Origin of the sequence: Nocardia sp. 852002-51101_SCH5132738 (assembly GCF_001665695.1) — a bacterium.
In the GTDB taxonomy this organism is placed as follows: domain Bacteria; phylum Actinomycetota; class Actinomycetes; order Mycobacteriales; family Mycobacteriaceae; genus Nocardia; species Nocardia nova.
The window spans coordinates 1-25,754 of record NZ_LZML01000132.1 but is presented as its reverse complement, the minus strand read 5'-3'; the positions used below and the strand labels follow the sequence as shown (position 1 = coordinate 25,754).

At 68.7% G+C, this 25,754-nt stretch carries 26 protein-coding genes and 1 tRNA gene; 11 read left to right on the top strand and 16 right to left on the bottom strand.

Going from position 1 to position 25,754, the window contains the following annotated elements:
* Window positions 1-13 precede the first annotated feature (13 nt).
* The 4 genes from thrC to argS are packed head-to-tail and all read right to left on the bottom strand — an operon-like array spanning window position 14 to window position 5,634.
* Window positions 14-1,111: a threonine synthase gene (gene thrC / locus A5789_RS19235; RefSeq protein ID WP_063015840.1), complete on the bottom strand. Its 1,098-nt coding sequence runs from the start codon at window positions 1,109-1,111 to the stop codon at window positions 14-16.
* Window positions 1,108-2,508 carry a homoserine dehydrogenase gene (locus A5789_RS19230; protein WP_063015841.1) on the bottom strand — a complete coding sequence of 467 codons (1,401 nt, stop codon included), beginning with the start codon at window positions 2,506-2,508 and terminating at the stop codon, window positions 1,108-1,110. Before A5789_RS19230 ends, thrC begins: the two co-directional genes overlap by 4 nt.
* The gene (lysA, locus tag A5789_RS19225) at window positions 2,505-3,935 is read right to left on the bottom strand and encodes a diaminopimelate decarboxylase (RefSeq protein WP_063015842.1); all 1,431 of its coding nucleotides are present in this window, start codon (window positions 3,933-3,935) and stop codon (window positions 2,505-2,507) included. The genes A5789_RS19230 and lysA overlap by 4 nt, the downstream gene beginning before the upstream one ends.
* A gap of 40 nt (window positions 3,936-3,975) precedes the next feature.
* Window positions 3,976-5,634, bottom strand: a complete 1,659-nt coding sequence (argS, locus tag A5789_RS19220) for an arginine--tRNA ligase (RefSeq protein WP_064905635.1) — start codon at window positions 5,632-5,634, stop codon at window positions 3,976-3,978.
* A 135-nt stretch (window positions 5,635-5,769) separates the two neighbouring features.
* On the opposite strand from argS, the gene A5789_RS19215 reads away from it, so the two are divergent.
* The 3 genes from A5789_RS19215 (at window position 5,770) to A5789_RS19205 (ending at window position 6,936) form a co-directional block, all read left to right on the top strand.
* Window positions 5,770-6,078: a hypothetical protein gene (locus tag A5789_RS19215; RefSeq protein WP_063015844.1), complete on the top strand. Its 309-nt coding sequence runs from the start codon at window positions 5,770-5,772 to the stop codon at window positions 6,076-6,078.
* A 120-nt stretch (window positions 6,079-6,198) separates the two neighbouring features.
* Window positions 6,199-6,271, top strand: a tRNA-Arg gene (locus A5789_RS19210).
* A gap of 260 nt (window positions 6,272-6,531) precedes the next feature.
* Complete coding sequence (locus tag A5789_RS19205) at window positions 6,532-6,936, top strand: SgcJ/EcaC family oxidoreductase (RefSeq protein ID WP_063015845.1); 405 nt, start codon at window positions 6,532-6,534, stop codon at window positions 6,934-6,936.
* An 11-nt stretch (window positions 6,937-6,947) separates the two neighbouring features.
* Here A5789_RS19205 and A5789_RS19200 read toward each other — a convergent pair whose 3' ends face one another.
* Both A5789_RS19200 and A5789_RS19195 read right to left on the bottom strand, forming a co-directional pair.
* Window positions 6,948-7,886 carry an undecaprenyl-diphosphate phosphatase gene (locus tag A5789_RS19200; protein WP_063015846.1) on the bottom strand — a complete coding sequence of 313 codons (939 nt, stop codon included), beginning with the start codon at window positions 7,884-7,886 and terminating at the stop codon, window positions 6,948-6,950.
* Between the two features lie 162 nt (window positions 7,887-8,048).
* Entirely contained in the window at window positions 8,049-9,464 is a 1,416-nt protein-coding gene (locus A5789_RS19195) for an MFS transporter (protein WP_064905637.1), read from the bottom strand.
* A gap of 153 nt (window positions 9,465-9,617) precedes the next feature.
* On the opposite strand from A5789_RS19195, the gene A5789_RS19190 reads away from it, so the two are divergent.
* Together A5789_RS19190 and A5789_RS19185 are read left to right on the top strand one after the other, a co-directional pair.
* Window positions 9,618-10,211 carry a TetR/AcrR family transcriptional regulator gene (locus A5789_RS19190; RefSeq protein ID WP_227462901.1) on the top strand — a complete coding sequence of 198 codons (594 nt, stop codon included), beginning with the start codon at window positions 9,618-9,620 and terminating at the stop codon, window positions 10,209-10,211.
* 82 nt (window positions 10,212-10,293) lie between these two features.
* The gene (locus A5789_RS19185) at window positions 10,294-10,782 is read left to right on the top strand and encodes an FBP domain-containing protein (protein WP_063015849.1); all 489 of its coding nucleotides are present in this window, start codon (window positions 10,294-10,296) and stop codon (window positions 10,780-10,782) included.
* A 138-nt stretch (window positions 10,783-10,920) separates the two neighbouring features.
* Here the strand turns inward: A5789_RS19185 and A5789_RS19180 are convergent, their stop codons facing one another.
* Entirely contained in the window at window positions 10,921-11,496 is a 576-nt protein-coding gene (locus A5789_RS19180; RefSeq protein ID WP_174555003.1) for a TetR family transcriptional regulator, read from the bottom strand.
* Between the two features lie 105 nt (window positions 11,497-11,601).
* On the opposite strand from A5789_RS19180, the gene A5789_RS19175 reads away from it, so the two are divergent.
* A complete protein-coding gene (locus A5789_RS19175) occupies window positions 11,602-12,771 on the top strand; it encodes an NAD(P)/FAD-dependent oxidoreductase (protein ID WP_064905639.1) in 1,170 nt (389 codons plus the stop codon).
* A gap of 7 nt (window positions 12,772-12,778) precedes the next feature.
* Here the strand turns inward: A5789_RS19175 and A5789_RS19170 are convergent, their stop codons facing one another.
* Complete coding sequence (locus tag A5789_RS19170; protein WP_146098777.1) at window positions 12,779-13,189, bottom strand: hypothetical protein; 411 nt, start codon at window positions 13,187-13,189, stop codon at window positions 12,779-12,781.
* 194 nt (window positions 13,190-13,383) lie between these two features.
* Between A5789_RS19170 and A5789_RS19165 the strand changes: the two genes are divergently transcribed.
* A complete protein-coding gene (locus A5789_RS19165; RefSeq protein WP_063015853.1) occupies window positions 13,384-14,058 on the top strand; it encodes a hypothetical protein in 675 nt (224 codons plus the stop codon).
* 4 nt (window positions 14,059-14,062) lie between these two features.
* On the opposite strand, the gene A5789_RS19160 is transcribed toward A5789_RS19165, so the two are convergent.
* A complete protein-coding gene (locus A5789_RS19160; RefSeq protein WP_064905641.1) occupies window positions 14,063-15,085 on the bottom strand; it encodes an extracellular solute-binding protein in 1,023 nt (340 codons plus the stop codon).
* Window positions 15,086-15,228: 143 nt separating this feature from the next.
* Here A5789_RS19160 and A5789_RS19155 point away from each other — a divergent pair, with 143 nt between their 5' ends.
* From A5789_RS19155 to A5789_RS36690, 3 genes are all read left to right on the top strand, one after another.
* On the top strand, window positions 15,229-16,638 hold the full coding sequence (locus A5789_RS19155; protein ID WP_064905643.1) for a metallophosphoesterase: 1,410 nt from the start codon (window positions 15,229-15,231) through the stop codon (window positions 16,636-16,638).
* Between the two features lie 62 nt (window positions 16,639-16,700).
* Entirely contained in the window at window positions 16,701-17,237 is a 537-nt protein-coding gene (locus A5789_RS19150; RefSeq protein ID WP_030518305.1) for a MarR family winged helix-turn-helix transcriptional regulator, read from the top strand.
* A 73-nt stretch (window positions 17,238-17,310) separates the two neighbouring features.
* On the top strand, window positions 17,311-18,393 hold the full coding sequence (locus tag A5789_RS36690; RefSeq protein ID WP_227462900.1) for an Hsp70 family protein: 1,083 nt from the start codon (window positions 17,311-17,313) through the stop codon (window positions 18,391-18,393).
* Between the two features lie 9 nt (window positions 18,394-18,402).
* On the opposite strand, the gene A5789_RS19140 is transcribed toward A5789_RS36690, so the two are convergent.
* The 7 genes from A5789_RS19140 to A5789_RS19105 form a co-directional block, all read right to left on the bottom strand.
* Window positions 18,403-18,909, bottom strand: a complete 507-nt coding sequence (locus A5789_RS19140) for a DUF3558 family protein (protein ID WP_064905645.1) — start codon at window positions 18,907-18,909, stop codon at window positions 18,403-18,405.
* A 5-nt stretch (window positions 18,910-18,914) separates the two neighbouring features.
* Complete coding sequence (locus tag A5789_RS35710; protein ID WP_193615521.1) at window positions 18,915-19,412, bottom strand: DUF3558 family protein; 498 nt, start codon at window positions 19,410-19,412, stop codon at window positions 18,915-18,917.
* Window positions 19,413-19,694: 282 nt separating this feature from the next.
* Window positions 19,695-20,471: an enoyl-CoA hydratase gene (locus A5789_RS19125; protein ID WP_064905652.1), complete on the bottom strand. Its 777-nt coding sequence runs from the start codon at window positions 20,469-20,471 to the stop codon at window positions 19,695-19,697.
* A 16-nt stretch (window positions 20,472-20,487) separates the two neighbouring features.
* Complete coding sequence (gene mmsB / locus A5789_RS19120; RefSeq protein ID WP_082940817.1) at window positions 20,488-21,396, bottom strand: 3-hydroxyisobutyrate dehydrogenase; 909 nt, start codon at window positions 21,394-21,396, stop codon at window positions 20,488-20,490.
* A 5-nt stretch (window positions 21,397-21,401) separates the two neighbouring features.
* The gene (locus A5789_RS19115) at window positions 21,402-22,484 is read right to left on the bottom strand and encodes an enoyl-CoA hydratase/isomerase family protein (RefSeq protein WP_064905656.1); all 1,083 of its coding nucleotides are present in this window, start codon (window positions 22,482-22,484) and stop codon (window positions 21,402-21,404) included.
* 82 nt (window positions 22,485-22,566) lie between these two features.
* On the bottom strand, window positions 22,567-23,706 hold the full coding sequence (locus A5789_RS19110) for an acyl-CoA dehydrogenase family protein (RefSeq protein WP_064905658.1): 1,140 nt from the start codon (window positions 23,704-23,706) through the stop codon (window positions 22,567-22,569).
* A 4-nt stretch (window positions 23,707-23,710) separates the two neighbouring features.
* On the bottom strand, window positions 23,711-25,231 hold the full coding sequence (locus A5789_RS19105) for a CoA-acylating methylmalonate-semialdehyde dehydrogenase (RefSeq protein ID WP_064905660.1): 1,521 nt from the start codon (window positions 25,229-25,231) through the stop codon (window positions 23,711-23,713).
* A 218-nt stretch (window positions 25,232-25,449) separates the two neighbouring features.
* Here A5789_RS19105 and A5789_RS19100 point away from each other — a divergent pair.
* On the top strand, window positions 25,450-25,754 hold a 305-nt coding region (locus tag A5789_RS19100), incomplete at its 3' end, for a cobalamin-dependent protein (protein ID WP_156773020.1).

The following is a 25,754-nucleotide window of genomic DNA, read 5'->3' as shown; positions in this document are numbered from 1 at the left end:
GCGCGCACTCAACTCAGGCCAACTCGAGCTCGCGAGCCACCGCTACCGGATCGACCGCGATCGCCTCGACCGCGGGCATACCCAGCAGCGCGGTGTCGGGATCCTTGAGACCGTTGCCGGTGACGGTGCACACGACGGTGAGCCCGGAGTCGAGCCAGCCCTCCTTGCGCGCGGCCAGCAGACCGGCCACGCTCGCGGCCGAGGCGGGTTCCACGAAGACGCCCTCGGTGCTCGCGACCAGGCGGTACGCGGCGAGGATCTCCTCGTCGGTGGCGGCCCGGAAGGCGCCGCCGGACTGCTCCTTGGCGGCCACCGCGCTGTTCCAGGACGCGGGCGCGCCGATCCGGATCGCGGTCGCGATGGTTTCGGGGTCCTTCACCGGCGCGCCGTTGACCAGCGGCGCGGCCCCGGCGGCCTGCACACCGAGCATGCGCGGACGGCTCGCGGTGAGGCCGTCGGCGTGATATTCGCTGTAGCCCTTCCAATACGCGGTGATGTTGCCCGCGTTGCCGACCGGCAGGGCGTGCACATCGGGGGCCTTGCCCAGCGCGTCGCAGATCTCGAAGGCCGCGGTCTTCTGCCCCTCGATGCGGGCCGGGTTGACCGAGTTCACGAGACCGACCTCGGGAAAGTCCGAGGTGACCTTGCGGGCCAGCTCGAGGCAGTCGTCGAAATTGCCCTCGACCTGAATGATCTTGGCGCCGAGCATGACCGCCTGCGCGAGCTTGCCCATCGCGATCTTGCCCTGCGGGATCAGCACCGCGCAGTGCATGCCGGCCCGGGTGGCGTAGGCCGCCGCCGACGCGGAGGTGTTACCCGTGGAGGCGCACAGCACCGCCTTCTGGCCGCGGGCCTTCGCATCGGTCATCGCCATGGTCATGCCGCGGTCCTTGAAGGAACCGGTCGGGTTGAGGCCCTCGACCTTGAGATACACCTCACAGCCCGTGAGCTCGGACAGGTGATGCGCGGGCACCAGCGGCGTGCCGCCCTCGTAAAGGGTGACCGGCTCCCAATCGGCGCCGACCGCCAGGCGTTCCCGATAGGCGGCGATCAGCCCCGGCCACGGAGTGTGCACGGCCCCGGCCGACGGCGGCGCTCCTGTCTGACTCATTCCTCGGTGCCTTCCAATCTCAAGACGCTGGTCACGGACGTGACGGATTCCAGCTCGGCAAGTGCTGCCACCGTATCGGCCAGCGCCGACTCCGGTGCGTGGTGGGTGACCACGACCAGTCGGGCGCCCTCGTCGTGTCCCTCCTGGCGGACCGTCGAGATGCTGACACCGTGCTCGGCGAATTTGCCGGACACCGCCTGCAGAACCCCGGTGCGGTCGGCAACCTGCAGGTTCACGTGATAGCGGGTCGGGATGTCGCCGATCGGCGCGATCGGCAGCTCAGCATAAACCGATTCACCCGGTGCACGGCCACCGTAGAACTTGTTGCGGGCCGCCATCACCAGATCGCCCATGACGGCCGAGGCGGTCGGCGCGCCGCCCGCGCCCTGGCCGTAGAACATCAGCCGGCCGGCGTTCTCGGCCTCGACCACCACCGCGTTGAAGGCGCCGTTCACCGACGACAGCGGATGCCGCCGCGGGATCAGCGCCGGGTAGACGCGCACCGACACCCGGTCCTTACCGGCGGGCGTGCTGCCCGCTTCCCCCGGCGCGGCCACCGCCGAGCCGTCCATCGACAGCCGCTCGCCGCCGGGCATCCGCTCGCAGATGGCCAGCAGCTTCACGGTGCAGCCGACCGCCGCCGCCGTCTCCAGATCCTCGGCGGTGATCTTCGAGATGCCCTCGCGGTAGACATCGGCCGCGGTGACGCGGGTATGGAAGGCCAGCGAGGCGAGGATCGCGGCCTTGGCGGCGGCGTCGTATCCCTCGACATCGGCGGTGGGATCGGCCTCGGCGTAGCCGAGCCGGGTCGCCTCGGCGAGCGTATCGGTGTAGTCGGCGCCGGTCTCGTCCATCGCCGAGAGAATGAAATTCGTTGTGCCGTTGACGATTCCGACCACCCGGTTCACCCGGTCGCCGGACATCGACTGGATCAGCGGGCGCACCACCGGGATGGCGCCGGCGACCGCGGCCTCGAAGTACAGGTCGGCGCGGCTGCCCTCGGCCGCCGCGGCCAGCTCACCGGTGTAGTCGGCCAGCAGCGCCTTGTTCGCGGTCACCACCGATTTGCCGCCGTTGAGCGCGGACAGGATCAGCTTGCGAGCCGGATCGATACCGCCCATCACCTCGACCACCAGGTCGACGTCGTCGCGGGCGACCAGTGCTTCGGCGTCGGTGGTCAGCAGCTCGGCCGGAATGCCGCGGTCGACGTCGAGGCGCCGCACCGCGACGCCCCGCAGCACCACCGGGGCACCGACCCGCGAGCGCAGGTCGTCGGCGTGCTCGCGCAGGATGCGCACCACCTCGGTGCCGACATTGCCCATGCCGAGCACCGCGACCCCGATGGGATGTTCGATTCCGAACGCACCGCCTCGGGCCTGGTTCGTCGCCTCGGTCATGAGTGCACCTCCGTCGCTTCCAGGCTCATCAGATCCGCCACTGTCTCGCGGCGCAGCAGCAGCCGCGCCTGCCCGTCGCGGACCGCGACCACGGCCGGGCGGGTGAGCATGTTGTAGCGGCTGGCCATCGAATAGCAGTACGCTCCCGTGGCCGCGACCGCAACCAGGTCTCCCGGTCCGACGTCGGCGGGCATCCACGTGTCCCGGATGACGATATCGCCACTCTCACAATGCTTTCCGACCACACGCGCCACCACGGGGGCGGACTCGCTGGAGCGCGAGACCAGCCGGCAGTCGTAGTCGGCCTGATACAGCGCGGGGCGAATGTTGTCGCTCATCCCGCCGTCGACGCTGACGTAGCGGCGCTGCGCGCCCGCGTCGAGCGAGACGTCCTTGGTGGTACCGACCTCGTAGAGGGTGACGGTGCCGGGGCCGGCGATCGCGCGGCCGGGCTCCACCGCGATGGTCGGGGTGGGCAGGCCGATCTGCGCCGCCTCCACCTCGACGATGTCGCGCACCTTCGCGGCGAAGTCGTCCAGCGGCGGCGGATCGTCGCTCGGCAGATACGAAATGCCCAGGCCGCCACCGAGATCCAGGATCGCGATCTGTTCGGTGCGCTCGACGCCGAACTTCTCGATCGCATCGCGCAGCAGTCGCAACATGCGCCGCGCCGAGATCTCGAAGCCGTCGATGTCGAAGATCTGCGATCCGATGTGGCTGTGCAGGCCGACCAGGCGCAGATTGTCCGCCTCGAAGACCCGGGCCAACGCCTCCATCGCATCGCCGCCGGCGATCGAGAAGCCGAACTTCTGATCCTCGTGCGCGGTCGAAATGTATTCGTGCGTATGCGCTTCCACGCCGACGGTGACGCGGACCAACACGTCCTGCACCACGCCCGCGCGGGCGGCGACCGACTCCAGGCGCTCGATTTCGATCAGCGAGTCGACCACGACGTGCCCGACGCCCGCCGCGACGGCCTGCTCCAGCTCGGCGACCGATTTGTTGTTGCCGTGCAAGGCGATTCGCTCGGCGGGGAAGCCGCCGTGCAGCGCCACGGCCAGTTCACCGCCGGAACACACGTCCAGGTGCAGACCCTCGTCACGCACCCAGCGCGCGATCTCGCCGCACAGAAATGCCTTGGACGCGTAGTGGACTCGCGCGCCGGGTCCGAAGGCGCGGACCATGTCGCGGCAGCGGGAACGGAAGTCGTCCTCGTCGACCACGAACAGCGGTGTGCCGAATTCGGCGGCGAGCTGCGTGACGGGCATACCGGCCAGGCGCACCACGCCGTCGGCGTCGCGAGAGGCGTTGCGGGGCCAGACCTTTTCGGGCAGGTCGATCATCGCGCGGGGGTCGGCGGGCCGCTCCGGCAGGTTGGGGGCGTGGGGGATCTCGGCGTGCCGAGGTCCCGCCGGATGCGCACTCACAATAATTCCTTCCTCACACGATGACCTGACCGACGGCGGTTCACATGCGCTCCGGGGCGGATACGCCCAGCAGCGCCAGACCGTTGGACAGCACCTGACGGGTGGCGTCGACCAGTTGCAGGCGGGCGGCGTTGACCGGCAGGACCGGGTCGTCGTTCTGCGGCAGGATCCGCAGCGTCTTGTTGGTCTGGAAGCGGTGGTAGGCGCCGGCCAGTTCCTCCAGATAACGGGCCACGCGGTGCGGATCACGCAGGCTCGCCGCGCTCGCCACCACGGCCGGGAACTCGCCGAGGGTGCGGATCAGCTCACCCTCCTCGTCGGCGGACAGCAGACCGAGATCCGGTGTGACACCGGCGAATCCGAAGTCCGTGGCGTTGCGGGCGACCGCACAGGTGCGGGCGTGCGCGTACTGCACGTAGTAGACCGGATTCTCACTGCTCTGCTTGGTCCACAGATCCAGGTCGATATCGATACTCGAGTTCACCGAACTGCGCACCAGCACGTAGCGGGCGGCGTCGACGCCGATCGCCTCGACCAGATCGTCGAGAGTGACGACCGTGCCGGCGCGCTTGCTCATCCGCACCGCCACACCGTCGCGCAACAGATTCACCATCTGGCCGATCAGCACCTCGACGGTGTCCGGATCGTCGCCGAACGCGGCCGCTGCCGCCTTCAACCGGCCGATGTAGCCGTGATGGTCGGCGCCGAGCATGTAGATGCAGAGGTCGAACCCGCGCGAGCGCTTGTTCTGGAAGTAGGCGATGTCGCCGCCGATATAGGCGGATTTGCCGTCGCTCTTGATGACGACGCGGTCCTTGTCGTCACCGTATTCGGTGCTGGCGATCCACCAGGCGCCGTCCTTCTCGTACAGGTTGCCCGAGGCCTTGAGCTGGTCGAGCGCCTTCTCGACGGCACCGGAGGCGAACAGCGAGCTCTCGTTGAAGTACACGTCGAAATCGGTGCCGAAATCGTGCAGCGTCTGCTTGATGTGGGCGAACATCAGCTCGACACCCTCGCGGCGGAACAGTTCGTGCCGCTCGTCCTCCGGCAGCGTCACCGCATCCGGATGCGCGGCGGTGATCTGGCCGGCGATATCGGAGATGTAGGCACCGGCGTAGCCGTTCTCCGGGGTGGGCGCGCCGGTGGCGGCGGCGACCAGCGATTCGGCGAAGCGGTCGATCTGCGCGCCGTGGTCGTTGAAGTAGTACTCGCGGGTCACGTCGGCGCCCTGAGCGGCCAGGATGCGGCCCAGCGCATCGCCGACCGAGGCCCAGCGGGTGCCGCCCAGATGGACCGGGCCGGTCGGATTGGCGGAGACGAACTCCAGGTTGATCTTGGTGCCGGCGAGCGTCTGTGCGGTGCCGTAGGCGGCGCCCGCGGCGCGGATCTGCTCCACGATGGCGCCCTGGGCGGCCGCGGCGAGACGGATGTTGAGGAAGCCCGGACCGGCCACATCGGCCGATTCGATGCCGTCGGTGGCGGCCAGCGCGTCGGCCAGCAGACCGGCCAGTTCGCGCGGATTCATTCCGGCCTTCTTGCCCACCTGCATGGCCACATTCGTGGCATAGTCTCCGTGTTCCGGATTACGGGGACGCTCCACCTTGACCTCGTCGGGCAGGACCGCAGGGTCGGATCCACGTTCGACGAGCACCTTCGCCGCGGTCGCACGAAGGAGTTCTGCAAGGTCAGCTGGAGTCACGAGTCTCTATCCTATGGTCCGAGCGGGTGTGCGCCGCCAGCGGGCACCTGCTCGGCGCACCCGGCATCCGGCACCGGCGGCCCCGGCCCGCCGCGCCCGTACCCCTCCGACATACCCGAAGAGAGCGCTACGCCGATGCCGAACACCAGCGCGAAATCAGCCAAGGCGATTCGTGCCGCCGCGAAATCCGCCCCCGGCGGGGCGTACAACGGTAATTCCAACCCGCCGAAGCACCGGCGTGTTCCCTGGGCGCTGGTCGGCGCGGTCGTGGTGATCGCCGCCTTGGTCGTCGCCCTGGTCGTCTATTTCGTCCCCAAATCGCGCCACCACGCCGACAAGGAGAAGGCCGTCCCGCCCACCGGTCAGATGGACGAACTCCCGGCCGGCATCCCCGGCATCCCTGCCATTCCCGGCATGCCGGGTGCGCCGATGCCGACGCGTTGACGCCGCGCCGCCGCGCAATCCCTGCTCGGACCTGTCTTTTGGCGCACGCCGTGTGATGCGATACGCTTTCCCCGCCCGATCGGACGACGTATCCACTGGTGTCGACCGGGTCCAATCCCCGCCCTCGTAGCTCAGGGGATAGAGCGTCTGCCTCCGGAGCAGAAGGCCGCAGGTTCGAATCCTGCCGAGGGCACAGAAAATAGACCCCTGACCAGCGATGCACTGGTCAGGGGCTTTTTTTCGTCCACACCTTCTGCGCGCGCAGTTGTGGTCCGGACCGCTGGAGAATTCAGTCGCTCGCGTTGCCGGGGCGGCTCCCACACCCCATTCAGGACGGTCCGGTCGGGCCAGTAGGCACACAGTCCCGTTCGGGTTGTCGATTCCGGGGATGCTCGCGCGTCGGAGGGGTGTACGGCCCGAACGAGGGCCACGCCGACGAACGAAGGACATGCCATGACCACGACTCGAACCGACGACTCGGCCGCCATCGCGCAGATCTTGGCCGAGCAGTACAAGGCCTGGGCGGCCGGGGACGCCGACGCTTTCGTCGCGGACTACGCCGAGGACGCCACGGCGATCATGCCGGGGACCTATCGGCGCAGCCGGGCGGAGATCCGGCAGGGTATGGCGGACAGTTTCGCGACCGTTCTCGCGAACTCGACCGTCATCGACGACATCGGAGATATCCGATTCCTCGGCGCGGACCACGCCGTGGTGGTCAGCAGGGCCGCGATTCTGTTCGCCGGGGAAACCGACGTCCCCGCCGACCGGTACGTCAACGCGACCTGGATCCTGCACCGGCGCGACGGCAAGTGGACGGTTGCCGCGTACCACAACAGCCCCGCCGCGGCGCGCTAGCGGCTCGCCACTCACCCGAATCGAACGATCGACACCACCCCCACGATCACGCAGTACGCCGCGAACGGCAACAGGGTTCGAGTCTGGAAGTAGCGTTCGAGATAGCGCACGGCGAACCACGACGTGACACCGGACACCACCGCGCCGACGAGGATCGGCCCCCAGATCACCTCGGCGCGTGGGGATATCAGGTCCGGGAGGTCGACAATCCCGGCGCCGAAGATCGCGGGGGTGGCGAGGAGGAAGGCGAATTTGGCGGCGTGTTCGTGCTCCAGACCGCGCCAGAGACCGCCGACCATGGTGAGGCCGGCCCGGCTGAAGCCGGTGAGGAGGGCGCCGGCCTGAGCCAGGCCGATGCCGACCGCGTCCCGGGAGTCGAGGGCCGCCAAGCGGCGGTCCGATTGCGGGAGGGAAAGCGTTGTCGCCGTGCGAGTTCGGCCGTTCGCCTGGTTCAGGGCGAAGCGACGGCCGTATTCGGCGAGGGTGGGCTCGTTGCGGCGACGCAGCCCCTCGCCGACGACCAGCACCACGCCGTTGACGGTCAGAAAGGCCGCGGCGCACAACGGAGCCGCGAAGACATCGTGCAGGGGATGTTCGAGCAGCGGGCCGAGCACCGCGACCGGCACGGTCGCGACGATGATCAACCAGGCCAGCCGCTGCGGAACGGTATCCAGGCGCCGTGTCCGCACCATCTCGACGAATCCGACGATGATCGCGCACCAGTCGCGCCGGTAGTAGATCACCAGCGCGACCGCCGTCGCCACGTGCAGGGCGACGACGAACGCCAAATAGGTTGCGGCGGATTCGGTTCCGCCCCGGTCGGCCAGCGCTCCCCAGCGTCCACCCAGCCAGGCCGCCACGAGAACCGAATGTCCGAGACTGGAGATCGGGAACAGCTCGGTGAAACCCTGCACCGCGCCGATGACCATCGCTTCGAAATAGGTGAGCATCGCGACGAGTTTCGCACGGCAATCATAAAGGTTCCTGTGAGTCGAATCTCGGATAAGTCACTGCGCGACAATGAGTTTCGAATCGTCCGATATGCCCGAAGTTGATCTTGGATATCGAGGACGGCGGCCCTGGGGCATCTCCGAGGGCCGCCGTCCCGGCACTCACCGCTGCGTCCGTACGCTCCGAAATGTCGACGCCACAAGCAATGTCAGTACCGCGATCCCCGCCGCCGCGGCGAAGGCGGTCGTGATGCCGGAGACGAGCACATGCACGGCCGAGCCGGACGCGGCCCGGACAGCGGTGCCGAAGACCGTGACCAGCACCGCCAGCCCCAGCGCCGCACCGGTCTGCTGCAGCGTCTGCAGCGCACCGCCCGCCGCACCGGCCTCCTCAGGCGCCACATTCGCCATGATGATCACGTTCAGCGGCGAAAATGCCAGGCCGATACCGCATCCCATCAAGACCGTCGCCACCGCGAGCAGCGGGAAGTAACCGGTATCGGTATCGAGCAGGGTGAGCAGGACCAGTCCGGCGATCATCGCGGCCGTCCCCACCAGCGTCACCGGCTTGGGTCCGAAACGGGGCAGCAGGCGGGGAATCAGCCGGATCATGGTGAACATCGTCACCGCGGTCGGCAGAAAGGCGAAACCCGTTGCCAGCGCGCTCATTCCCCGCACTTCCTGCAGATACTGGGTGAGGAAGAAGAACATCGAGGTTCCCGCCATCGGGCCGAGGAACATATTCGCGTACGCGGCGGCGCGATTGCGGTCGGCGAACAGGTGCAGGGGCAGCAGCGGCTGGACGGCGCGGCGTTCGATGAGCAGGAACGCCACCAGTGCGACGACGCCGACCGTGAGCGACACATCGGTCGTCACATCGTCCCAGCCGTGCGCCGCGGCACTGATGAAGCCGTAGACCAACGCGGCCACCGCACCCGTCGCGGTCACCGCTCCGGGGAGGTCGAGGTGCGCGCGACGGCGCGGCGCGTCGGGCAGATACCGCACCGCCAGCAGGGCCACCACCAGTCCGAACGGCACGTTGATGAACAGCACCGAGCGCCAGCTCAGCCACTGGGTCAGCAGCCCGCCCAGGATCAACCCGATCGCGAATCCCGCACTCGACATTCCGGAGAACAGGGCGAGCACCCGGACCCGCATCTTCGGATCGGCGAATGTGGTGGTGAGCAGGGCGAGAGTATTCGGTCCGGCCATCGCGCCGCCCAGGCCCTGCACGATGCGCGCGACGATCAGCCAGGCGGCCGACGGCGCCAGACCGCCGCCGAGGGAGGCGAGGGTGAAGAGCACGGTCCCGAGGATGAACAGGCGCCGGCGTCCGAACAGGTCACCGGCCCGGCCGCCGAGCAGCAGCAGCCCACCGAAGACCAGCGTGTAGGCGTTCATCACCCAGGACAGGCCGGTGGCGCTGAAGTGCAGATCGTGCTGAATGCGCGGCAGCGCCACATTCATGACGGTGATGTCGAGCACGATCATCAACTGGCAGGTCAGCAGCGTGACGAGCACGATGCCGGAGCGCAGGCGGCCGGGCGGTGCGCCGGCCTGCGCAGACGAGAAAAGCACGGAGGTAGAGGTCGTGGAGGTAGACAAGGAGGCTCCATCGGATGCGGAACTAAAACGGAGAATGTCTCCGTTTCCAATGGAGATAGCATATGGAGAAGTTCTCCGGTTACGCAAGACTAAGCGGAGAGTTCGTCCGTTTCCACTGGAGGAATCGTGAGCGCACCGTCGACACAGGGGTCCGGGCGCGCGGCGCCGCCGCGTCCGATGCGCGCGGATGCGCGGCGTAACTACGAGCGCATACTCGAATGCGCGCGCGAGGCGTTCGCCGAACACGGTCCCGAGGCGCCCCTCGACGAGGTCGCGCGCCGCGCCGCGGTGGGGCCGGGCACCCTCTACCGGCACTTTCCCAACCGGGACGCACTCATCGAGGCCGTCTACCGATCGAGCATCGAGGCGTTGGCCGAACTCGCCGCCGAGCTGACCGAAACCCTCCCCCCGCTCGAGGCCCTGGAGCAGTGGTTCCGCGCCCAGGTGCGGTTCGTGATGGACAAACGCAGTCTGGCGGTGACCCTCAAGGCCGCCATCGACCGCGGATCGCAGACCTTCACGCTGTGCTCGAATCTGATCACCGACGCCGCGACCTCGGTCCTGCAACCCGCCCAGGACGCCGGGTTGATCCGCCCGGAGATCGAACCACGCGATCTGTTGCGCCTGGGCCACGGGATCGGCGTCGCGTGCGAGACATCACCCGATGCGGCCGAACGGCTGATCACGGTCACCCTGGCCGGCCTGCGGACCACCGGCTGAGCCGATATTCGATTGCCCGCCGCGATCGGTGGCCGTAGCCTCGCTCCGTTTTCCATTCATCCATTCGGAAGGGAGTGAACACGTGCAACCACTGACCGAACGCGAGATCCGCTCGTCGTTCGTGAACTGTTCCAAGGGCGAGGCCAAACGCATGCCGGTCCCCCGGGATCTCGACGCGCAACCGTGGGACGACCTGGACTTCTTCGGCTGGAACGATCGGTCGATGCCGGGCCGCGCCTATCTGGTGACCCCGCAGGACGATCGGCTGGTCGGCGTGGCCCTGCGCTACGAGACGGGCGTATCCGGCCGGGCCCAGCTGTGCTCGATCTGCCTGACCACGCATACCGGTAGCGGCGTGTCGCTGCTCACCGCGCACAAGGTCGGCGACTCCGGGCGGCGCGGTAATTCGATCGGCATCTACATGTGCACCGATCTCGCCTGTTCGCTGTACGCGCGCAACAAGAAGCGTCCGGCGCTGGGCAACCGCTACCGCGAGGATCTGACCGACGAGGAGAAGGCCGAGCGGGTGCGCACGAACCTGCGCGCATTCGTCGAGCGTCTCTACAGCTGACCGGCCAGGACAGCGCCCACCCGATCGAACGGAGGTAGATGCCGTGCGCCGACACTCGAGGACCGCGCCGCAGCCCTGATGCCCCGAGCCCGCCGGACTCGGGGCATTTTCATGTCCACCTCCGGACCACTCGGACCCTCACTTCGGCACCGACACCAGATACCGCTGCACCGTCGCACCGATCTCCGCGACGATCTCCTCGGCCGTCAACGCCACCACGGGCGGCAGACGCAGCACATAGCGGCACACCGCCAGTCCCAGAATCTGCGAGACCACCAATCCGGCTCGCCGCGGCGCGTCCGCGGGATCACCGACCCGGGTTACCATCGGCATCAGCTGTTCGGCGAAGACGCGTTGAAACCGTTGCGCCACAGCCTCGTCCGACACCGACGAACGCAGCAGGGTCAGCAGCAGTTCGTTACTCGGTGGCGTCTCCCAGAGTTCCAGGAACCGTCGCGCGACCGTCTCACCCAACTCGTCCTCGGCCACCGCCGCCAGATCCGGGAGGCCGAGATCGACGTCGAGCGCCGCGTCGAACAGGCCATCCTTGTTGCCGTAGTACCGCATCACCATCGACGGATCGATGCCGGCGTCGGCGGCGATGGCCCGAATGGTCGCCTTGGCGAATCCCTCGCGGGCGAAATGCCGGCGAGCCGCCTCCAGAATCGCCGCGCGGGTGACGTCCGAGCGGCGCGGCGCAGTTTCCTCACTCATGCCCACAACCGTAGGCCAACAACTGTTGACTTTCCAGCGGCCGCGACCTTATTCTTAAGTCAACAGTCGTTGGCCAACACAGGTTGGCAAACTGAGGGAGTAGCCATGAACAGCACCGTTCCCGCCACCGCCGCGGTCGTCATCGTCGGCGCCGGGCCCGCCGGGCTGACCGCCGCGATCGCGCTCGCCGATGCCGGCGCCGACGTGGTCCTGCTGGATCGGCTGGCCGCCGGGGCGAACACATCCCGCGCCGCGGTGGTCCATGCCCGGACCTTGGAGGTCCTCGACGGATTCGGCATCGCCGCGGACCTGCACGATCGCGGCCTGGAGGTACCGCGCTTCGTCATGTACGAAGGCACCGATCGGCTGACCACCATCGATTTCTCCGGGCTCCCCACACCGTTCCCCTACACGCTGATGATCGGCCAGGAGACGACCGAGGCGGTCCTGCTCGACCGGCTGCAGCGGGCGGGCGGAACGGTTCTGCGGCCCGTCGAGGTCACCGCGGTAATGCCGGGCGAGGAGGCGGTCACCGTCGAATTCACCGATGCCGCAGGGGAATCCGGGTCGATCCGGGCCGGCTACGTCATCGGGGCGGACGGGATGCACAGCCGGGTCCGCGAGGCGGCGGGAATCGGATTCACCGGCGCCACCTATCCGGAATCGTTCGTCCTCGCGGATGTGCGGATGGACTGGCCCGCGCCCCGCGACGAAGTATCGCTGCACGTCTCACCGGAGGGCATCACCGTCGTCGCGCCGCTGCCGGACCCCGAGCACGATCGTTTCCGCATCGTCGCCACCGTCGCCGAAGCACCCGAACAGCCCACCCGCGCGCAAGTGCAGGCGCTGCTCGATGCCCGCTGCCCCGGCGCCACGGTGCGAGAGGTGTTGTGGAGCTCGCGTTTCCGCGTACATCACCGCGTGGCCGACCGGTACCGCGCCGGGCGGATTCTGCTGGCCGGAGACGCCGCACACGTGCACAGCCCCGCCGGCGGGCAGGGAATGAACACCGGCATTCAGGACGCCGCGCTACTGGGCACGCTGCTGGCCCGGGTCCTGCGCGGTGAACCCGACACGCTGCTCGACGAGTACGAGCGCACCCGCCGCCCGGTCGCGCTGGACGTGGTCGCCTTCACCGATCGCATGACCCGGATGGCTACCCTGCGCCCGCGCCCGGCCCGCCTGCTGCGCAATACCGCGATCCGCCTCGTCACCCGCGTTCCGGCGGTGCGCGCGACGCTGGCCTACCGGCTCGCCGAACTCGCCAACCGGTGACATGCGCTCAGGCGCAGGCCAATCCGAACTCCGCCGTCGCGGTCCGGCCGGCCACCACATCGACCTTCTCGGCGGTGTCGGTGGCCAACCGGCATCCCATCGGCACCGACGTCACCTGCACCTGATAGCAGTCGGCGGCGACATCCTGGTGGGCCTTGCCGTCGCGGCCGGTGGTCAGGGTCGCCAGCACCGAACCGGCCTGACAGGTGGTGATGCCCGCGGCGAGGCCGGCGGCGGCGTACTTCTCGGGACCGTGGGTGGCCACCACCTCGATCGTGCCGTTGGTGCCGTGGTCGGCAGCCGCGGGCGCGGACGCGGGCGCCGATGTACCCGCCGGTGCGCGGTCGGCCTCGGCGGAGCAGGCGAGCGCGGGCAGTACAGCGGCACACAGCGTCATCGCGAACAGTATGCGGCGCACCTGGTCTCCTCTCACCGGATGAATGTCGCTCTCACTGTAGGCGACCGACCCGTCCGGACCGTCGCACATGCGCGGCGATCCGGCATCCGATTCGGTCCCGGTGAGCGGGACCGGGTTCGGCGAATCGCGAGTGTCGCGCGGTAGACGGAATTACCGTCGTCGCAGCCGAACGCAGTTCCCCGAAAGGATCCGGCATGAAATTGATGTACGCCCTCTGGGGGCCGGATCTCGCGGATATCCTCCACGCGCCGGATTTCCACCGGCGGCTGGCCGCCGCGGGGGCGACCGAACTGCAGGTCAACATCGGCGATGCCGACGTCGCCGCCGCACAACTGCGGGTGAGCAGCTACGACGAACCGGTCGCCGCGATCGTCGCCGTCTGGAGCGAAGGGCAGAACGGGCCGATCACCGATGTGCTCAGCGGCGTCGCCGAGCGGATCAACGGCTGGATCGTGGAAGAACGCGAACCGCTCACCACCGCGCGGCCCCCGGACGGAACCCGCTACGACGCACTGGCCAATATCGCGCTGCTGCGAATTCCGAAGGAACTGAGCCGCGCCGAATGGCTGCACAACTGGCAGGATCGCCATACGACAGTGGCGATCGAAACCCAGGCCACCTTCGGTTATGTGCAGAACACGGTGGTCGCCGCGGTGACTCCGGGGCCGCGGGTGGACGCGCTGGTCGAGGAACTGTTCCCGATGGATGCGATGACCGACCAGCACGCGTTCTGGGGCAGCGGTGGTGACGACGCGGAGTTGCAGCGCCGCGCCGGTCGCATGATGGCCAGCGTCGCGACCTTCGGCGCCGATCGCGACCTCGACGTCATCCCTACCAGCAGGTACCGCTACGACCTGACCGCCTCGTAGCGGATCAGAGCAGCCCCGCCTCGCGCATCAGCGCCTCGACCCTCACCGGGTCGAGGTCGCTCGGATTCACGCGCGGCGGGTCCAGTGAATCCAGCGGCGGCAGCGCCGGGTCGGCGGGTACGCCGGGGGCCACCGGATACTCCATGGCCGCCCCGCCGCTGAGCAGACCCTGACCGGCCGCGGCCGTCACGAATCGCACGAAACGCTGCGCGTCGGCGGCGTGCCGGCTCGATTTCAGCACGCCCGCACCGGACAGCGAGAGGTATCCGCCCGGATCGCCGCCGCGGAAATAATGCGGCACCGAGGGACCGGTGATCCGCTCGGGCGCGAGCTGCGCGCGGTACCAGTCGGTGGCGAAGACCAGCGCGCCGCCGACTCCGCCCGCGCCGACGGATTTCAGTGCGGCGAAACCGTTCGGCGCGACGGACGCGTTGTCCTTCACCCCGCGCAGCCACGCGCGCGTGGCGTTCTCGCCGTCGAGTTCCAGCAGCGCCGCGACGATCGCCTGGAAATCCGCGCCGTGCGAATCCGTGGTCCAGCGGCCGTGCCACTGTGGCTGTTGCAGGTCCAGCAGCTCGGCGGGCGGAATCTCGGCCGGATGGACAACGAAAGCGGTTGCACGCGCGGCGATTCCGGTCCAGTGACCCGAATTCGGGCGGAACCGTTCCGGCACCTGCGCGAGGGTGGCGGGATCGAGGTCGGCGAACAGCCCGGCGCGTTCGATCCGGGCCATGGCCGGCGAATTCTCGGTGACAACCACATCGGCGGGCGATCGATCCCCCTCGGCCAGCACCTGGTCGGCGACTTCGGCATCGGCGCCGTCGCGCAGCGTCACCCGGATTCCGGTCTGCTCGGTGAAAAGGTCGGCCCACTGCCGGGTCAGGCGTTGATCGTGTGCGTTGTAGACCACGATCTCCGGCGCGTCCGACGACGCCGAACAGGCGGTGACCAGCGCCGAGGCGGCCAGCGCCACCACGCCGAGCACGAGTTTCCATCGGGTGCGTTCGTGCTGCTGCGCCGTTGCCATGGACCGTCCTTCCGATCGGAAATTGCGCCGAGGCGACCGGCTAGCCAACCTACCGCGTGGGTTAGCGACACGAAACGCGGTATGGCGCCGATCTGGGTAGGGTCGGCTTCGGATCGGAACCGACCACCTCCGAGGGAGCGACGATGACCTGCTGCGGGCCGAATCGCCGCCGGCTGCTCGCGGCTCTGGCCGCGGCGGCCGCCGCACCGCTCGTACTCCCGGGTTCGGCTCGGGCCCAGGCTGATTCACTGCGCGCGACCGATCTCGAGGTGGTCACGATCACCGACACGTCTGCGATCATCACCTGGACGACCCTCGGCGTCGATGCGTCGGGAGCCCCGGTACCGGTCGATGCGGGCACCGAAATCCGGTTGGCTCCCGCGGATTCCACCGGCCCCGCCCGGACGGTTGCCGTGGCGGGCGCCGATCGGACGCCGTATCACTACGCGCAGATCGACGGTCTGGAACCGGGGCGGCGGTATCGATTCGAGGCATGGTCGGACGGCGTGCGGGCGGTACCGGCGCCGGAGCTGGTCACCCATCTGCCGGACGCACCCGAATGCACCGGCGAATTCACCACTCTGGTCGCTCCCCCGGGCCGGCTGCTGCGCACCCTCGCTCTCTGCAACGACGTGCACATCGGTGAGGAGACCAGCGGCATCATCGCCGCCGACCTGCCACCGGGTGTGCGGCAGGAACCGGGACTGCCGCCCTACCCCGAGGTGATGCTGGGGGCGTTGCTCGACGATCTACGCCTACCGGATCGCGGCGCCGACCATCTGATCCTGGCCGGTGATCTGACCGCGGAAGCTACTCCCGAGCAGACCCGGACCGTACGAAACCGGCTGGACGCCTGGGGAATCGAGGGACGGGACTGGTTCGCCGCGCGCGGCAATCACGACCGGCCGCATACCGGCGCCGACTACGCCGCCTGCCCGGCGGTGACCGCCGATCACCACGACTGCTGGGGCGAATCCTTCCTTCCCCCGGAACAATTCAGCGAGCACCGGCTCGGCGGGTTGCGGCTGATCGGGCTCGACACCACCGAACTCGACGGATCCGGGGGCAGTATCGGTCCCGGGCAATTCGATCGCCTGCGGGAATCACTGAACCGCGACCCCGATCGGCCGACGGTCGTCTTCGGACATCATCCGGTCACCGCGGAATCGGGCCTGACCAATCTCGCCGGGCCGAATTTCGTGCTGAATCGATCGGACGCGCTCACCCTGCAGCAGCTGTATCAAGCGACGCCCGGGGTGTTCTTCCACCATGCGGGCCATACCCACCGCAATCGCCGCACCCGGCCCGACATCCCGCTCCGGGTGGAATTTCTGGAAGTGGGCGCGGTGAAGGAGTATCCGGGCGGCTACACCCTGCTGCGCCTCTACGAGGGCGGCTACATGGTCAATTTCTACAAGACCCGCACCCCGGACGCGCGGCGGTGGAGCACCCGCAGCCGGGCCGAATATCTCGGGTTGATGCCCGAATACACACTGGGCAGCACCGCCGATCGCAACCACGTTGTCCTCGGTGATCTTTCGGGACTGTCCTGAATTACCGATTCGGCGACTCCGGACCGCAGCGTGGGAGCGGACGGGCAAATACACTCGGCGGTATGGCCGCACCTCGCCCGCTTCCGCTGGACCCCATCGAAGAGGCCCACCGCCAGTGGACCTCGCACGGCTGGGGCGATGTCGCCGACGGGATGGCGGCGGTGACCTCCCTGGTGCGTGCCCAGCAGATCGTGATGGCCCGGGTCGACGAGGCACTGCGCCCGTCGGGACTGACGTTCTCCCGCTACGAACTGCTGACGCTGCTCAGCTTCAGCAAGACCGGGGCCCTGCCGATGGCGACGGCCAGCGCCCGGCTGCAGGTTCACCCGACGAGTGTCACCAATACCGTCGATCGGCTCGAAGCCGCCCAACTGGTCAAACGAGTACCACACCCCAGCGACCGCCGGGCAACCCTGATCGAGATCACGGCCGCCGGGCGCGATCTGGCGGCGGCGGCCACCCGGGAGTTGAACGAGAAGGTCTTCGCCCGGCCGGGGCTGCCCCCGGAGCGTCTCCACCTGCTGCTGCAGTTGCTGGCGGAATTCCGGCGCGAGGCGGGGGACTTCGACAGCGGCGACACACCGACTCGCTGGGCCTGACCACCGGGTTGCCGGCATTCCGGCAGCGACATCCCGGGGCGCTGCCTTCCCATCGGCGGCCGAAAGGTTCACCATGGACGCCATGGTGCTGGTCCTGGGCGTGTCGGCGGGCGCTGGTGGCGCGCGCGCCATGCTCACCCACTCCGATCAGCCCCATCTGCCGCCGATCGATCGCTGCGTGGTCGCTCGTCGCGCGGGAGCCGGGGTCGAGGAGCCGGTCTTCCAGGCCATCGACGCGATGCGGGCCTCCGCAGCCGACCGCGACGAATTCGTCACCGGCATCGCCGTCACCTCACGCTGCGCCCTGCACGCCGAGGCCATCCGGGCCGCGGCCGGACGCAGCCGGCTCACCATCATCGACGAACCGCCGGCCCAGCTGCGCTATCTGCGGTTCAGCGGGCAATTGCCCGACGAGGGCGCGGTGCTGCTCTACGACCTCGGCACGTCGGGACTCACCCTCACCGAGGCCGATTGCCGCACCCAGGCCATCCTGGCCGGGACGCGCAGCACCCTGCTGGGCGGCGACGGCCACGACGCCCTGCTGCGCTGGCATCTCGCGCACGGCGGTGTCGAGATCGACAATGCCACCGGGCGCGACTACAAGGAACAGCTCAGCGCGACCCGGGTGGTGACGGTCAGCGACCCCCGCTCGGGCTCGCGAATCGTCGTGACGCGCAGCGACTTCCACGATCTGGTCGCGGCCGGAATCCATCATTCGGTGTCGTATGTGCGGCGATTGATCGAGGAAACCGGGGTCACGCCGCAGGCGATCGCACTGCTGGGCGGCTGTACGCGCAGTCCGAGTATCCGGGATTCGCTCGAACGGCTACTGGATCTGCCGGTGATCTACGATCCGGAGCCGGATTTCGTCTCCGCGCGCGGGGCGGTGCTGATGGCGACCGAACAACCGGCCGTGCGGCGGGTACGCGGCATCCGGTTCGCGCCGCCGCAGTGCGGTTCGGCGACGCCGAATTCGCGACCGGCGGTATCGCGGCGCAAGGTGGTCGCGGCGCTGGCGGTAACCGCGACGCTCGGTGCCACGGTCACCGGTTTGCTGGTCACCGGGCACGATGCGGCGCCTCCGGCGCACGACGGCACACCGACCCGGCCGGTCGAGGTGGCGGGCAGCAGTTCCGAACCCGCGCCCGGCAAGTGATGCCGCACGTCATCCGTCGAGCTTGACGGTGGCCTTCTCGGCGTCCGTCGCCGCGGCGCACGGGTCCGGCGTGGCGAGGCGGGAGCGGTTCTGCACCCAGTAGGTGACGGTCCCGGAATCGGCCGCAGACACCCCGCAGCTGCCCGGATCGCGCGGGTCGTGCCAGATCAAGCCGCCGAAACTGCCGACCACCAGATGCTTGGTGCGGTAGCCGAGCGCCGCGGCGACCTGGCCGTCGCGCAGCAGCGAGTCCTGGGCGAACCAGGCGTAGGTGATATCGACGATCCCGCCGTCGGCGTACGTGCCCTCCCAGGCACAGATGGTCGGACCGCCCTCGCGGTGAACGGCGGTGGCGTGCACCAGATTCGCGATCTCGGCATCGGTTTCCGGACCGCAGCCCTGCAGTAACTCGTCCTCGGCCTGCACCGGCCGCTGCGCGGGCGTCGGACCGGAGGAACATCCGGCCGCAGCGGCGATCAAGGCCACCGCGACGACGAGACGGCGCGCTCCGCGCATCGTCCTCACCCCGCCTCAGCCAAGGTCGCCGCGGCCAGCTGCCGCACCGCCGAACAGGCTTGTGCCGCAGTCTGTTGCGGCTCGTCGGCACGCCAGTCGACGAAATCCCCGGCACCGGAGTCGACGGCGGCCTCACACCACTGCGGTGCGGAGAAGAGCCGGCCGGTATGGTCGCCGATCCGCAACGGCGACACCTGGGCCGCCGGGTCCGTCGCGGTATGCGCGGCGATCGGGCTGGTGCGGAACCATTCGAAGGTCACGGCGCCCGCGGCTGCCTCCCAGCGGCAGCGCAGCGGATTGGCCGACATCTGCTGTATGCCGGAAATCCCGGTTGCCGCAACGATATCGGCGTCGGTGGCGGACCCGCATTCGGCGACCGCCAACGCCTGCGCGGAGACCGGCGCCGGGGCCGGGCTCGTCGCGGCCGGTGTGGGCCCGGACGCGCCGCATCCCGCCACCACCACAGCGGTGGCCACCGTGACCGCGGCGACTACCCATCTCACGCCGATGAGCGTACGGGAATTCCCGGGCGCGCGACCGCTCCTCGGGGCGGGCGTGGACCCGACCGCTATCCGGCACTGCAAGGACCGGCGCATCGCCGAAGCGGCAGGGACCTGATCGCGATGCCGTTCGGCGTGATCGTCTCGGTGCAGGTTCCGGCTCGGGCGGAGCAGCGGCGGCGACGAGATCGGCCCGGTCCCCGCCGGCACGTACTCGCCGGATCGGCGAACACGGCGGCGGCGACCGGGCCGTCGACTACGAGCGGTGCTCGGTGATGAGACCGCTCAGCGATGTTCGAAGTTCGCCGCGCGCTTCTCCACGAAGGCGGTCATGCCCTCGGTCTGATCCTCGGTGGCGAACAGCGAGTGGAATACCCGGCGCTCGAAACGCAGGCCCTCGGCGAGGGTGCTTTCGTAGGAGCGGTTCACCGCCTCCTTGGCGATCATCACCGACGGCAGCGACATTCCGGCGATGGTCTCGGCGACCTCCCGGGCGGTGGACAGCAGTTCCGCCGCCGGTACGACGCGGGCCACCAGTCCGGCGCGTTCGGCCTCCTCGGCGCCCATATTGCGGCCGGTGAGAATCAGGTCCATGGCCTTGGCCTTGCCGACCGCGCGGGTCAGGCGCTGGGAACCACCCATACCGGGAATCACACCCAGCTTGATTTCCGGCTGCCCGAACTTCGCGGTGTCGGCGGCGATCAGGATGTCGCACATCATCGCCAGCTCGCAGCCGCCGCCGAGGGCGTATCCGGCCACCGCCGCGATGATCGGCTTGCGGAACGCGCCGACCCGGTCCCAGCCCTGGAAGAAATCGGCGAGGAACATGTCCATATAGGACTTGGACTGCATCTCCTTGATATCGGCGCCGGCGGCGAACGCCTTCTCCGAACCGGTCAGCACCACGGCGCCGACGCCGGCATCGGCCTCCACCTCGTCGAGTGCGGCGGTGATATCGGTGAGCACCTGCGTATTCAACGCGTTGAGTGCCTTCGGCCGATTCAGGGTGATCACCGCGACGCGTCCGGTGCGCTCCAGCAGAATGGTTTCGAAGTCGGTCACTGTTTCCCTTTCTCGGCTACTCGCCGGAATCCTGGCCCGGCTTCGCGCCGGAACGGCGGCGAATATCGGTGACGATAGCGGAGAAGTCCAGGTCCCCCGCCGACCGGTTGAACTGCTCGTAGATCTCGGCCGCGAGCAGACCGAACCGTCCCTCGACATCGTTGTCGCGCAGGGCATTCGCGGCCAGGCCCAGGTCCTTGTTCATCAACGCGGTGGCGAATCCGGGCCGGTACTCGTTGTTGGCCGGGCTGGTCGGCACCGGGCCGGGCACCGGGCAATAGGTGGTCAGCGACCAGCACTGGCCCGAGGCGGTGGAGACCACGTCGTAGAACTTGTCGTGGGTGAGGCCCAGCTTTTCGCCCAGCACGATCGCCTCGGACAGCCCGATCATCGAGATGCCCAGCATCATGTTGTTGCAGATCTTGGCGGCCTGGCCCACGCCCGCGCCGCCGCAGTGCACGACCTTGCCGCCCATCACGTCCAGCACCGGCTGTGCCGCGGCGAAATCCTCGGCCGCACCGCCGACCATGAAGGTCAACGTGCCGGCCGTGGCGCCGCCCACGCCACCGGACACCGGCGCGTCCAATGCCCGATGTCCCGCTGCCACAACGACTTCCGCGGCTCGCTTGGCGTCGGCGACGTCGATGGTGGAGCAGTCGATGAACAGGGTGCCGGGTTCGGCGGACGGCAGCACAGCGTCGTAGACGTCGAGCACGATGCGCCCGTTGGGCAGCATGGTGATGACGATCTCGGCCTCGGCCACGGCCGCCGCGGCGGTGTCGAAGACCTCCGCTCCATCGGCGCGGGCCTGTTCCTGCGCGGCCGGCACCGGGTCGTAGGCCAGGACCTGATATCCGGCACGCACCAGATTCGCCGCCATCGGGCCGCCCATATGCCCGAGGCCCAGGAAGGCCACGTTCGTCATGTTCGTCACTCCTGTGCTCCGCTCAGTCCGAGTTCCCGGTCGCCCAGACCGGCGAAATAGCTGTCCACCAGCGCATCCGACACCTCGGCGAGGGTCGCGGGCGACCACTGCGGGTTGCGGTCCTTGTCGACCACCTGCGCGCGGATGCCCTCGACCAGGTCGTGGGTGGTCAACGCGGCCACCGAGACCCGGTACTCCTCGTCGAGCGCCTGTTCCAGGTTCGCCGCCCGGCGGGCGTTGCGCAGCGAGCGCAACGTCACCTTCAGCGCCACCGGTGATTTCGCCAGCACGTCGCCGGCCGCCTTGGCCGCCTCGGGGGCGTCGTGGCGCTGCAGTCGCGCGACGATCTCCTCGACGGTGTCGGCGCTGTAGCAGGCGTCGATCCACGACCGCTGCGCGGCCAGATCCGACACCGGTGCGGGTTGCGCGAACGCGGCGATCGCGGCGTCGGCATCGGTGCGGCGCAGTTCGGCCAGCAGATCCGGAATGCGTTCGGCGGGAACGAAATAGTCGGCGAACCCGGCCGCGATCGCGTCTCCGGCGCCCATGCGCGCGGTGGTCAGGGCGACGTGGGTGCCCAGTTCACCCGGTGTGCGCGCCAGCAGATACGTACCGCCCACATCGGGGATGAAACCGATACCGGTCTCGGGCATGCCGACCATCGACCGCTCGGTCACGATGCGGCGATTGCCGTGGGCGGACAGTCCCACGCCGCCACCCATCACGATGCCGTCCATCACGGCCACATACGGTTTCGGGTAGTTGCCGATCAAGGCGTTGAGAATGTACTCGTCGCGCCAGAACCGGCCGCTCGGCGAATCGGCGCTGTCGTGGCGCGAAACGCCGTGCGCTACAGCGTTCTTCGCGTCGGTGTGGATGGCGACGATATCGCCGCCCGCGCACAGCCCGCGTTCCCCGGCACCGGTCAGCACTACCGTGCGGACCTCGTCGTCGACGGCCCACTCGCGCAGGGTCGACAGAATCGCCTGCGCCATCGGATGATTGAGCGCGTTGATGGCCTTGGGCCGGTTGAGCGTGATCAGGCCGACGCCGTCGCGCTTGTCGAACAATACTTCTGCTTCGGTCATGTCTTTCCTCACGCTGTATCCACTCGGCATGAGCGGGCGCCCTCCGTGGTTACGCACGCTGCCTCCTCCGGGCGCTGACCGCTCATGCCGCGCCGACTACCGAGCGGGCCACCACGACCCGCATGATCTCGTTGGTTCCCTCGAGAATCTGGTGCACGCGCAGGTCGCGCACGATCTTCTCGATTCCGTACTCGGCCAGATAGCCGTAGCCGCCGTGCAATTGCAGGGCCTTGTTGGCCACCTCGAATCCGGCATCGGTGGCGAAGCGCTTGGCCATCGCGCACAACTCCACCTTGTCGGCGGCGTCGGCGTCGAGGGCGGCCGCCGCCCGCCACAGCAGGGTCCGCGCCGCCTCCAGCGAGGTGCGCATATCGGCGAGGTCGAATTGCAGTGCCGCGTTGTCGAGCAGCCGGGCCCCGAATGCCTTGCGCTGGGCCATATATGCCACGGTCCGGTCCAGCGCGGTCTGGCCGCCGCCGAGGGAGCAGGCCGCGATGTTGAGCCGGCCGCCGTTGAGGCCGTTCATCGCGATCCGGAAGCCGTTGCCCTCACCGCCGAGCAGATTCGCGGCCGGCACCCGGGCCTCGTCGAGGATGACCTGCCGGGTCGGCTGAGCGTTCCAGCCCATCTTCTTCTCGTTGGCGCCGAAGGAGAGTCCGGGCGTATCCGCGGGCACGATGAACGCCGAGATGCCGCGAGCGCCGGCGTCGTCGGTCCGCGCCATCAGCACGTACACATCGGTGCTGCCCGCACCGGAGATGAACTGCTTGACCCCGGTGAGCAGATAGTCGTCGCCGTCGCGAACGGCCCTGGTGCTCAGGGCCGCCGCGTCCGAACCGACGCCCGGTTCGGTGAGCGCATAGCTGGCCAGCAGATCCATCGAGGTCAGTCCCGGTAGCCAGCGGTTGCGCTGGGCCTCGGTGCCGTAGCTGTCGACCATCCACGCGGCCATGTTGTGGATGGAGATGTAGGCCGCGATCGCCGGGCAGCCGGTGGCGAGCTGTTCGAAGATCCGCACCGCGTCCACGCGGCGCAATCCGGACCCACCGACATCCTCACCGACGTAGATGCCGCCCATGCCCAGCGAGCCGGCCTTGCGCAGTACATCGATCGGAAAGTGTTTGTGCTCGTCCCATTCCAAGGCGTTCGGGGCGAGCAGCTCGTCGGCGAAACTCCGCGCGGTATCCACGATCGCCTGTTCGTCCTCGTCGAGTACGAACATCGCCTCAGTCCATCGTCGGGATGACGAAGTGATCGGCACCGGCCCCCGCGGCCGGTTCGGTCCGCAGGCCCTGCGGCCAGCGCTGGGTGACCGTCTTGGTCTTGGTGTAGAAGCGGATCGAGTCGGGACCGTGCTGGTTCAGGTCGCCGAAGCCGGACGCCTTCCAGCCGCCGAAGGTGTGATACGCGATCGGCACCGGAATCGGGACGTTGACGCCGACCATGCCGACCTGCACGCGCGCGGCGAAGTCGCGGGCGGTGTCGCCGTCGCGGGTGAAGATCGCGACGCCGTTGCCGAATTCGTGCTCGCTCGGCAGGCGCAGCGCCTCCTCGTAGTCGGCGGCGCGCACGATCGCGACCACCGGGCCGAAGATCTCCTCCTTGTAGATCCGCATCTCGGGGGTGACGCGGTCGAACAGCGTCGCGCCGACGAAGAATCCGTCCTCGGCGCCCGCGACCTTCAGTCCCCGGCCGTCGACCACGAGCTCGGCGCCCTCGTCGACACCGATCTGCGCGTAGTTGTTCACGCGGTCCACACCGTCGCGGCCGACCAGCGGGCCGAAGTCCGCGCCCGGATCGTCGGAGCGGCCGACGTTCAGCTTGCCGATGCGCTCGACGAGCTTGGCGCGCAAGCGATCCGCGGTCTCCTCGCCGACCGGCACCGCCACCGAGATGGCCATGCAGCGTTCGCCCGCCGAGCCGTAACCGGCGCCGATCAGCTGGTCGGCGACGTCGTCGAGGTCGGCGTCCGGCATGACGATCGCGTGGTTCTTGGCGCCGCCGAAGCACTGGGCGCGCTTACCGTTCGCGGTGGCGGTCTCGTAGATGTACTGCGCGATCGGAGTGGAGCCGACGAAGCCGACGGCCTTGATCCGCTCGTCGTTCAGCAGCGTGTCGACGGCCTGTTTGTCGCCGTTGACGACGTTGAACACACCGGCCGGCAGCCCGGCCTCGAGGAACAATTCGGCCAGCCGCAGCGGCACCGAGGGGTCGCGCTCGGACGGCTTGAGCAGGAAGGCGTTACCGCAGGCCAGCGCCGGTCCGGCCTTCCACAGCGGAATCATGGCCGGGAAGTTGAAGGGGGTGATGCCGGCGACCACACCGAGCGGCTGCCGCATCGAATAGACGTCGATCCCGGTGCCCGCGCTCTCGGTGTACTCCCCCTTGAGCAGATGCGGGATGCCGATCGCGAATTCGATCACCTCGAGGCCGCGCTGGATATCGCCCTTGGCGTCCGGGATGGTCTTGCCGTGTTCGCTCGACAGCAGCGCGGCCAGCGAATCCATCTCGTCCTGGACCAGGGCGACGAACTTCATCAGCACCCGGGCCCGCTTCTGCGGATTGAACGCGGCCCATGCGCGCTGCGCCTCGGCCGCATTCGCGATCGCCGCCTCGACCTCGGACACACTGGCCAGCGGCACCCGCGCCTGGACCTGCCCGGTGCTGGGGTCGTAGACGTCGCCGAAGTTACCGGAGGTCCCGGCCACCCGCTGCCCGCCGATGAAATGAGTGAGTTCGCGAACCATGCCAGTCCTGTTCTCGATGCGGTCGATGCCTGCCACGCCGGAGCCGACGCAGTACGCGGCCATCCTATAGTTGGACATCCAAGTATTGGAAGTCATGTGATTTAAGCCACCGATGGCGCCGTGGTCCGCATCACAGTACAGTTGATTTGACGTCCTACTATCGGGACGCCAAGCGTAGGCGCCCGGCGGTCCCACGCCGGCCTCTGGTGGAGGATTACATGGCCGACCTGCACGTTCCGGTCCATCCCGTCCGTTTCGTCACCTCCGCGGCCCTGTTCGACGGCCACGATGCGGCGATCAACATCATGCGGCGCATCCTGCAGTCACAGGGGGCCGAGGTGATCCATCTGGGGCACAACCGCGCGGTCCACGAGGTGGTCGACGCGGTGCTGACCGAGGACGTCCAGGGCGTGGCCGTCAGTTCGTATCAGGGCGGGCACGTCGAATACTTCGAATACCTGGCGACCGCGCTGCGCGAGGCCGGGGCGGGGCACGTCGAGATCTTCGGCGGCCCGGAGACCAC

Excerpts from the sequence above, each read along its gene's own strand:
- A5789_RS19205 (WP_063015845.1), top strand. The coding sequence starts at position 6,532 with ATGACCACGACTCGAACCGACGACTCGGCCGCCATCGCGCAGATCTTG.
- A5789_RS36690 (WP_227462900.1), top strand. The coding sequence starts at position 17,311 with ATGGACGCCATGGTGCTGGTCCTGGGCGTGTCGGCGGGCGCTGGTGGC.
- A5789_RS19155 (WP_064905643.1), top strand. The coding sequence starts at position 15,229 with ATGACCTGCTGCGGGCCGAATCGCCGCCGGCTGCTCGCGGCTCTGGCC.
- A5789_RS19230 (WP_063015841.1), bottom strand. The coding sequence starts at position 2,508 with ATGACCGAGGCGACGAACCAGGCCCGAGGCGGTGCGTTCGGAATCGAA.
- thrC (WP_063015840.1), bottom strand. The coding sequence starts at position 1,111 with ATGAGTCAGACAGGAGCGCCGCCGTCGGCCGGGGCCGTGCACACTCCG.
- A5789_RS19200 (WP_063015846.1), bottom strand. The coding sequence starts at position 7,886 with ATGCTCACCTATTTCGAAGCGATGGTCATCGGCGCGGTGCAGGGTTTC.
- A5789_RS19160 (WP_064905641.1), bottom strand. The coding sequence starts at position 15,085 with ATGGCAACGGCGCAGCAGCACGAACGCACCCGATGGAAACTCGTGCTC.
- A5789_RS19105 (WP_064905660.1), bottom strand. The coding sequence starts at position 25,231 with ATGGTTCGCGAACTCACTCATTTCATCGGCGGGCAGCGGGTGGCCGGG.
- A5789_RS19180 (WP_174555003.1), bottom strand. The coding sequence starts at position 11,496 with ATGAGTGAGGAAACTGCGCCGCGCCGCTCGGACGTCACCCGCGCGGCG.
- A5789_RS19110 (WP_064905658.1), bottom strand. The coding sequence starts at position 23,706 with ATGTTCGTACTCGACGAGGACGAACAGGCGATCGTGGATACCGCGCGG.
- A5789_RS19140 (WP_064905645.1), bottom strand. The coding sequence starts at position 18,909 with ATGCGCGGAGCGCGCCGTCTCGTCGTCGCGGTGGCCTTGATCGCCGCT.
- A5789_RS19150 (WP_030518305.1), top strand. The coding sequence starts at position 16,701 with ATGGCCGCACCTCGCCCGCTTCCGCTGGACCCCATCGAAGAGGCCCAC.
- A5789_RS19115 (WP_064905656.1), bottom strand. The coding sequence starts at position 22,484 with ATGACCGAAGCAGAAGTATTGTTCGACAAGCGCGACGGCGTCGGCCTG.
- mmsB (WP_082940817.1), bottom strand. The coding sequence starts at position 21,396 with ATGACGAACGTGGCCTTCCTGGGCCTCGGGCATATGGGCGGCCCGATG.
- A5789_RS19175 (WP_064905639.1), top strand. The coding sequence starts at position 11,602 with ATGAACAGCACCGTTCCCGCCACCGCCGCGGTCGTCATCGTCGGCGCC.
- A5789_RS19215 (WP_063015844.1), top strand. The coding sequence starts at position 5,770 with ATGCCGAACACCAGCGCGAAATCAGCCAAGGCGATTCGTGCCGCCGCG.
- A5789_RS19165 (WP_063015853.1), top strand. The coding sequence starts at position 13,384 with ATGAAATTGATGTACGCCCTCTGGGGGCCGGATCTCGCGGATATCCTC.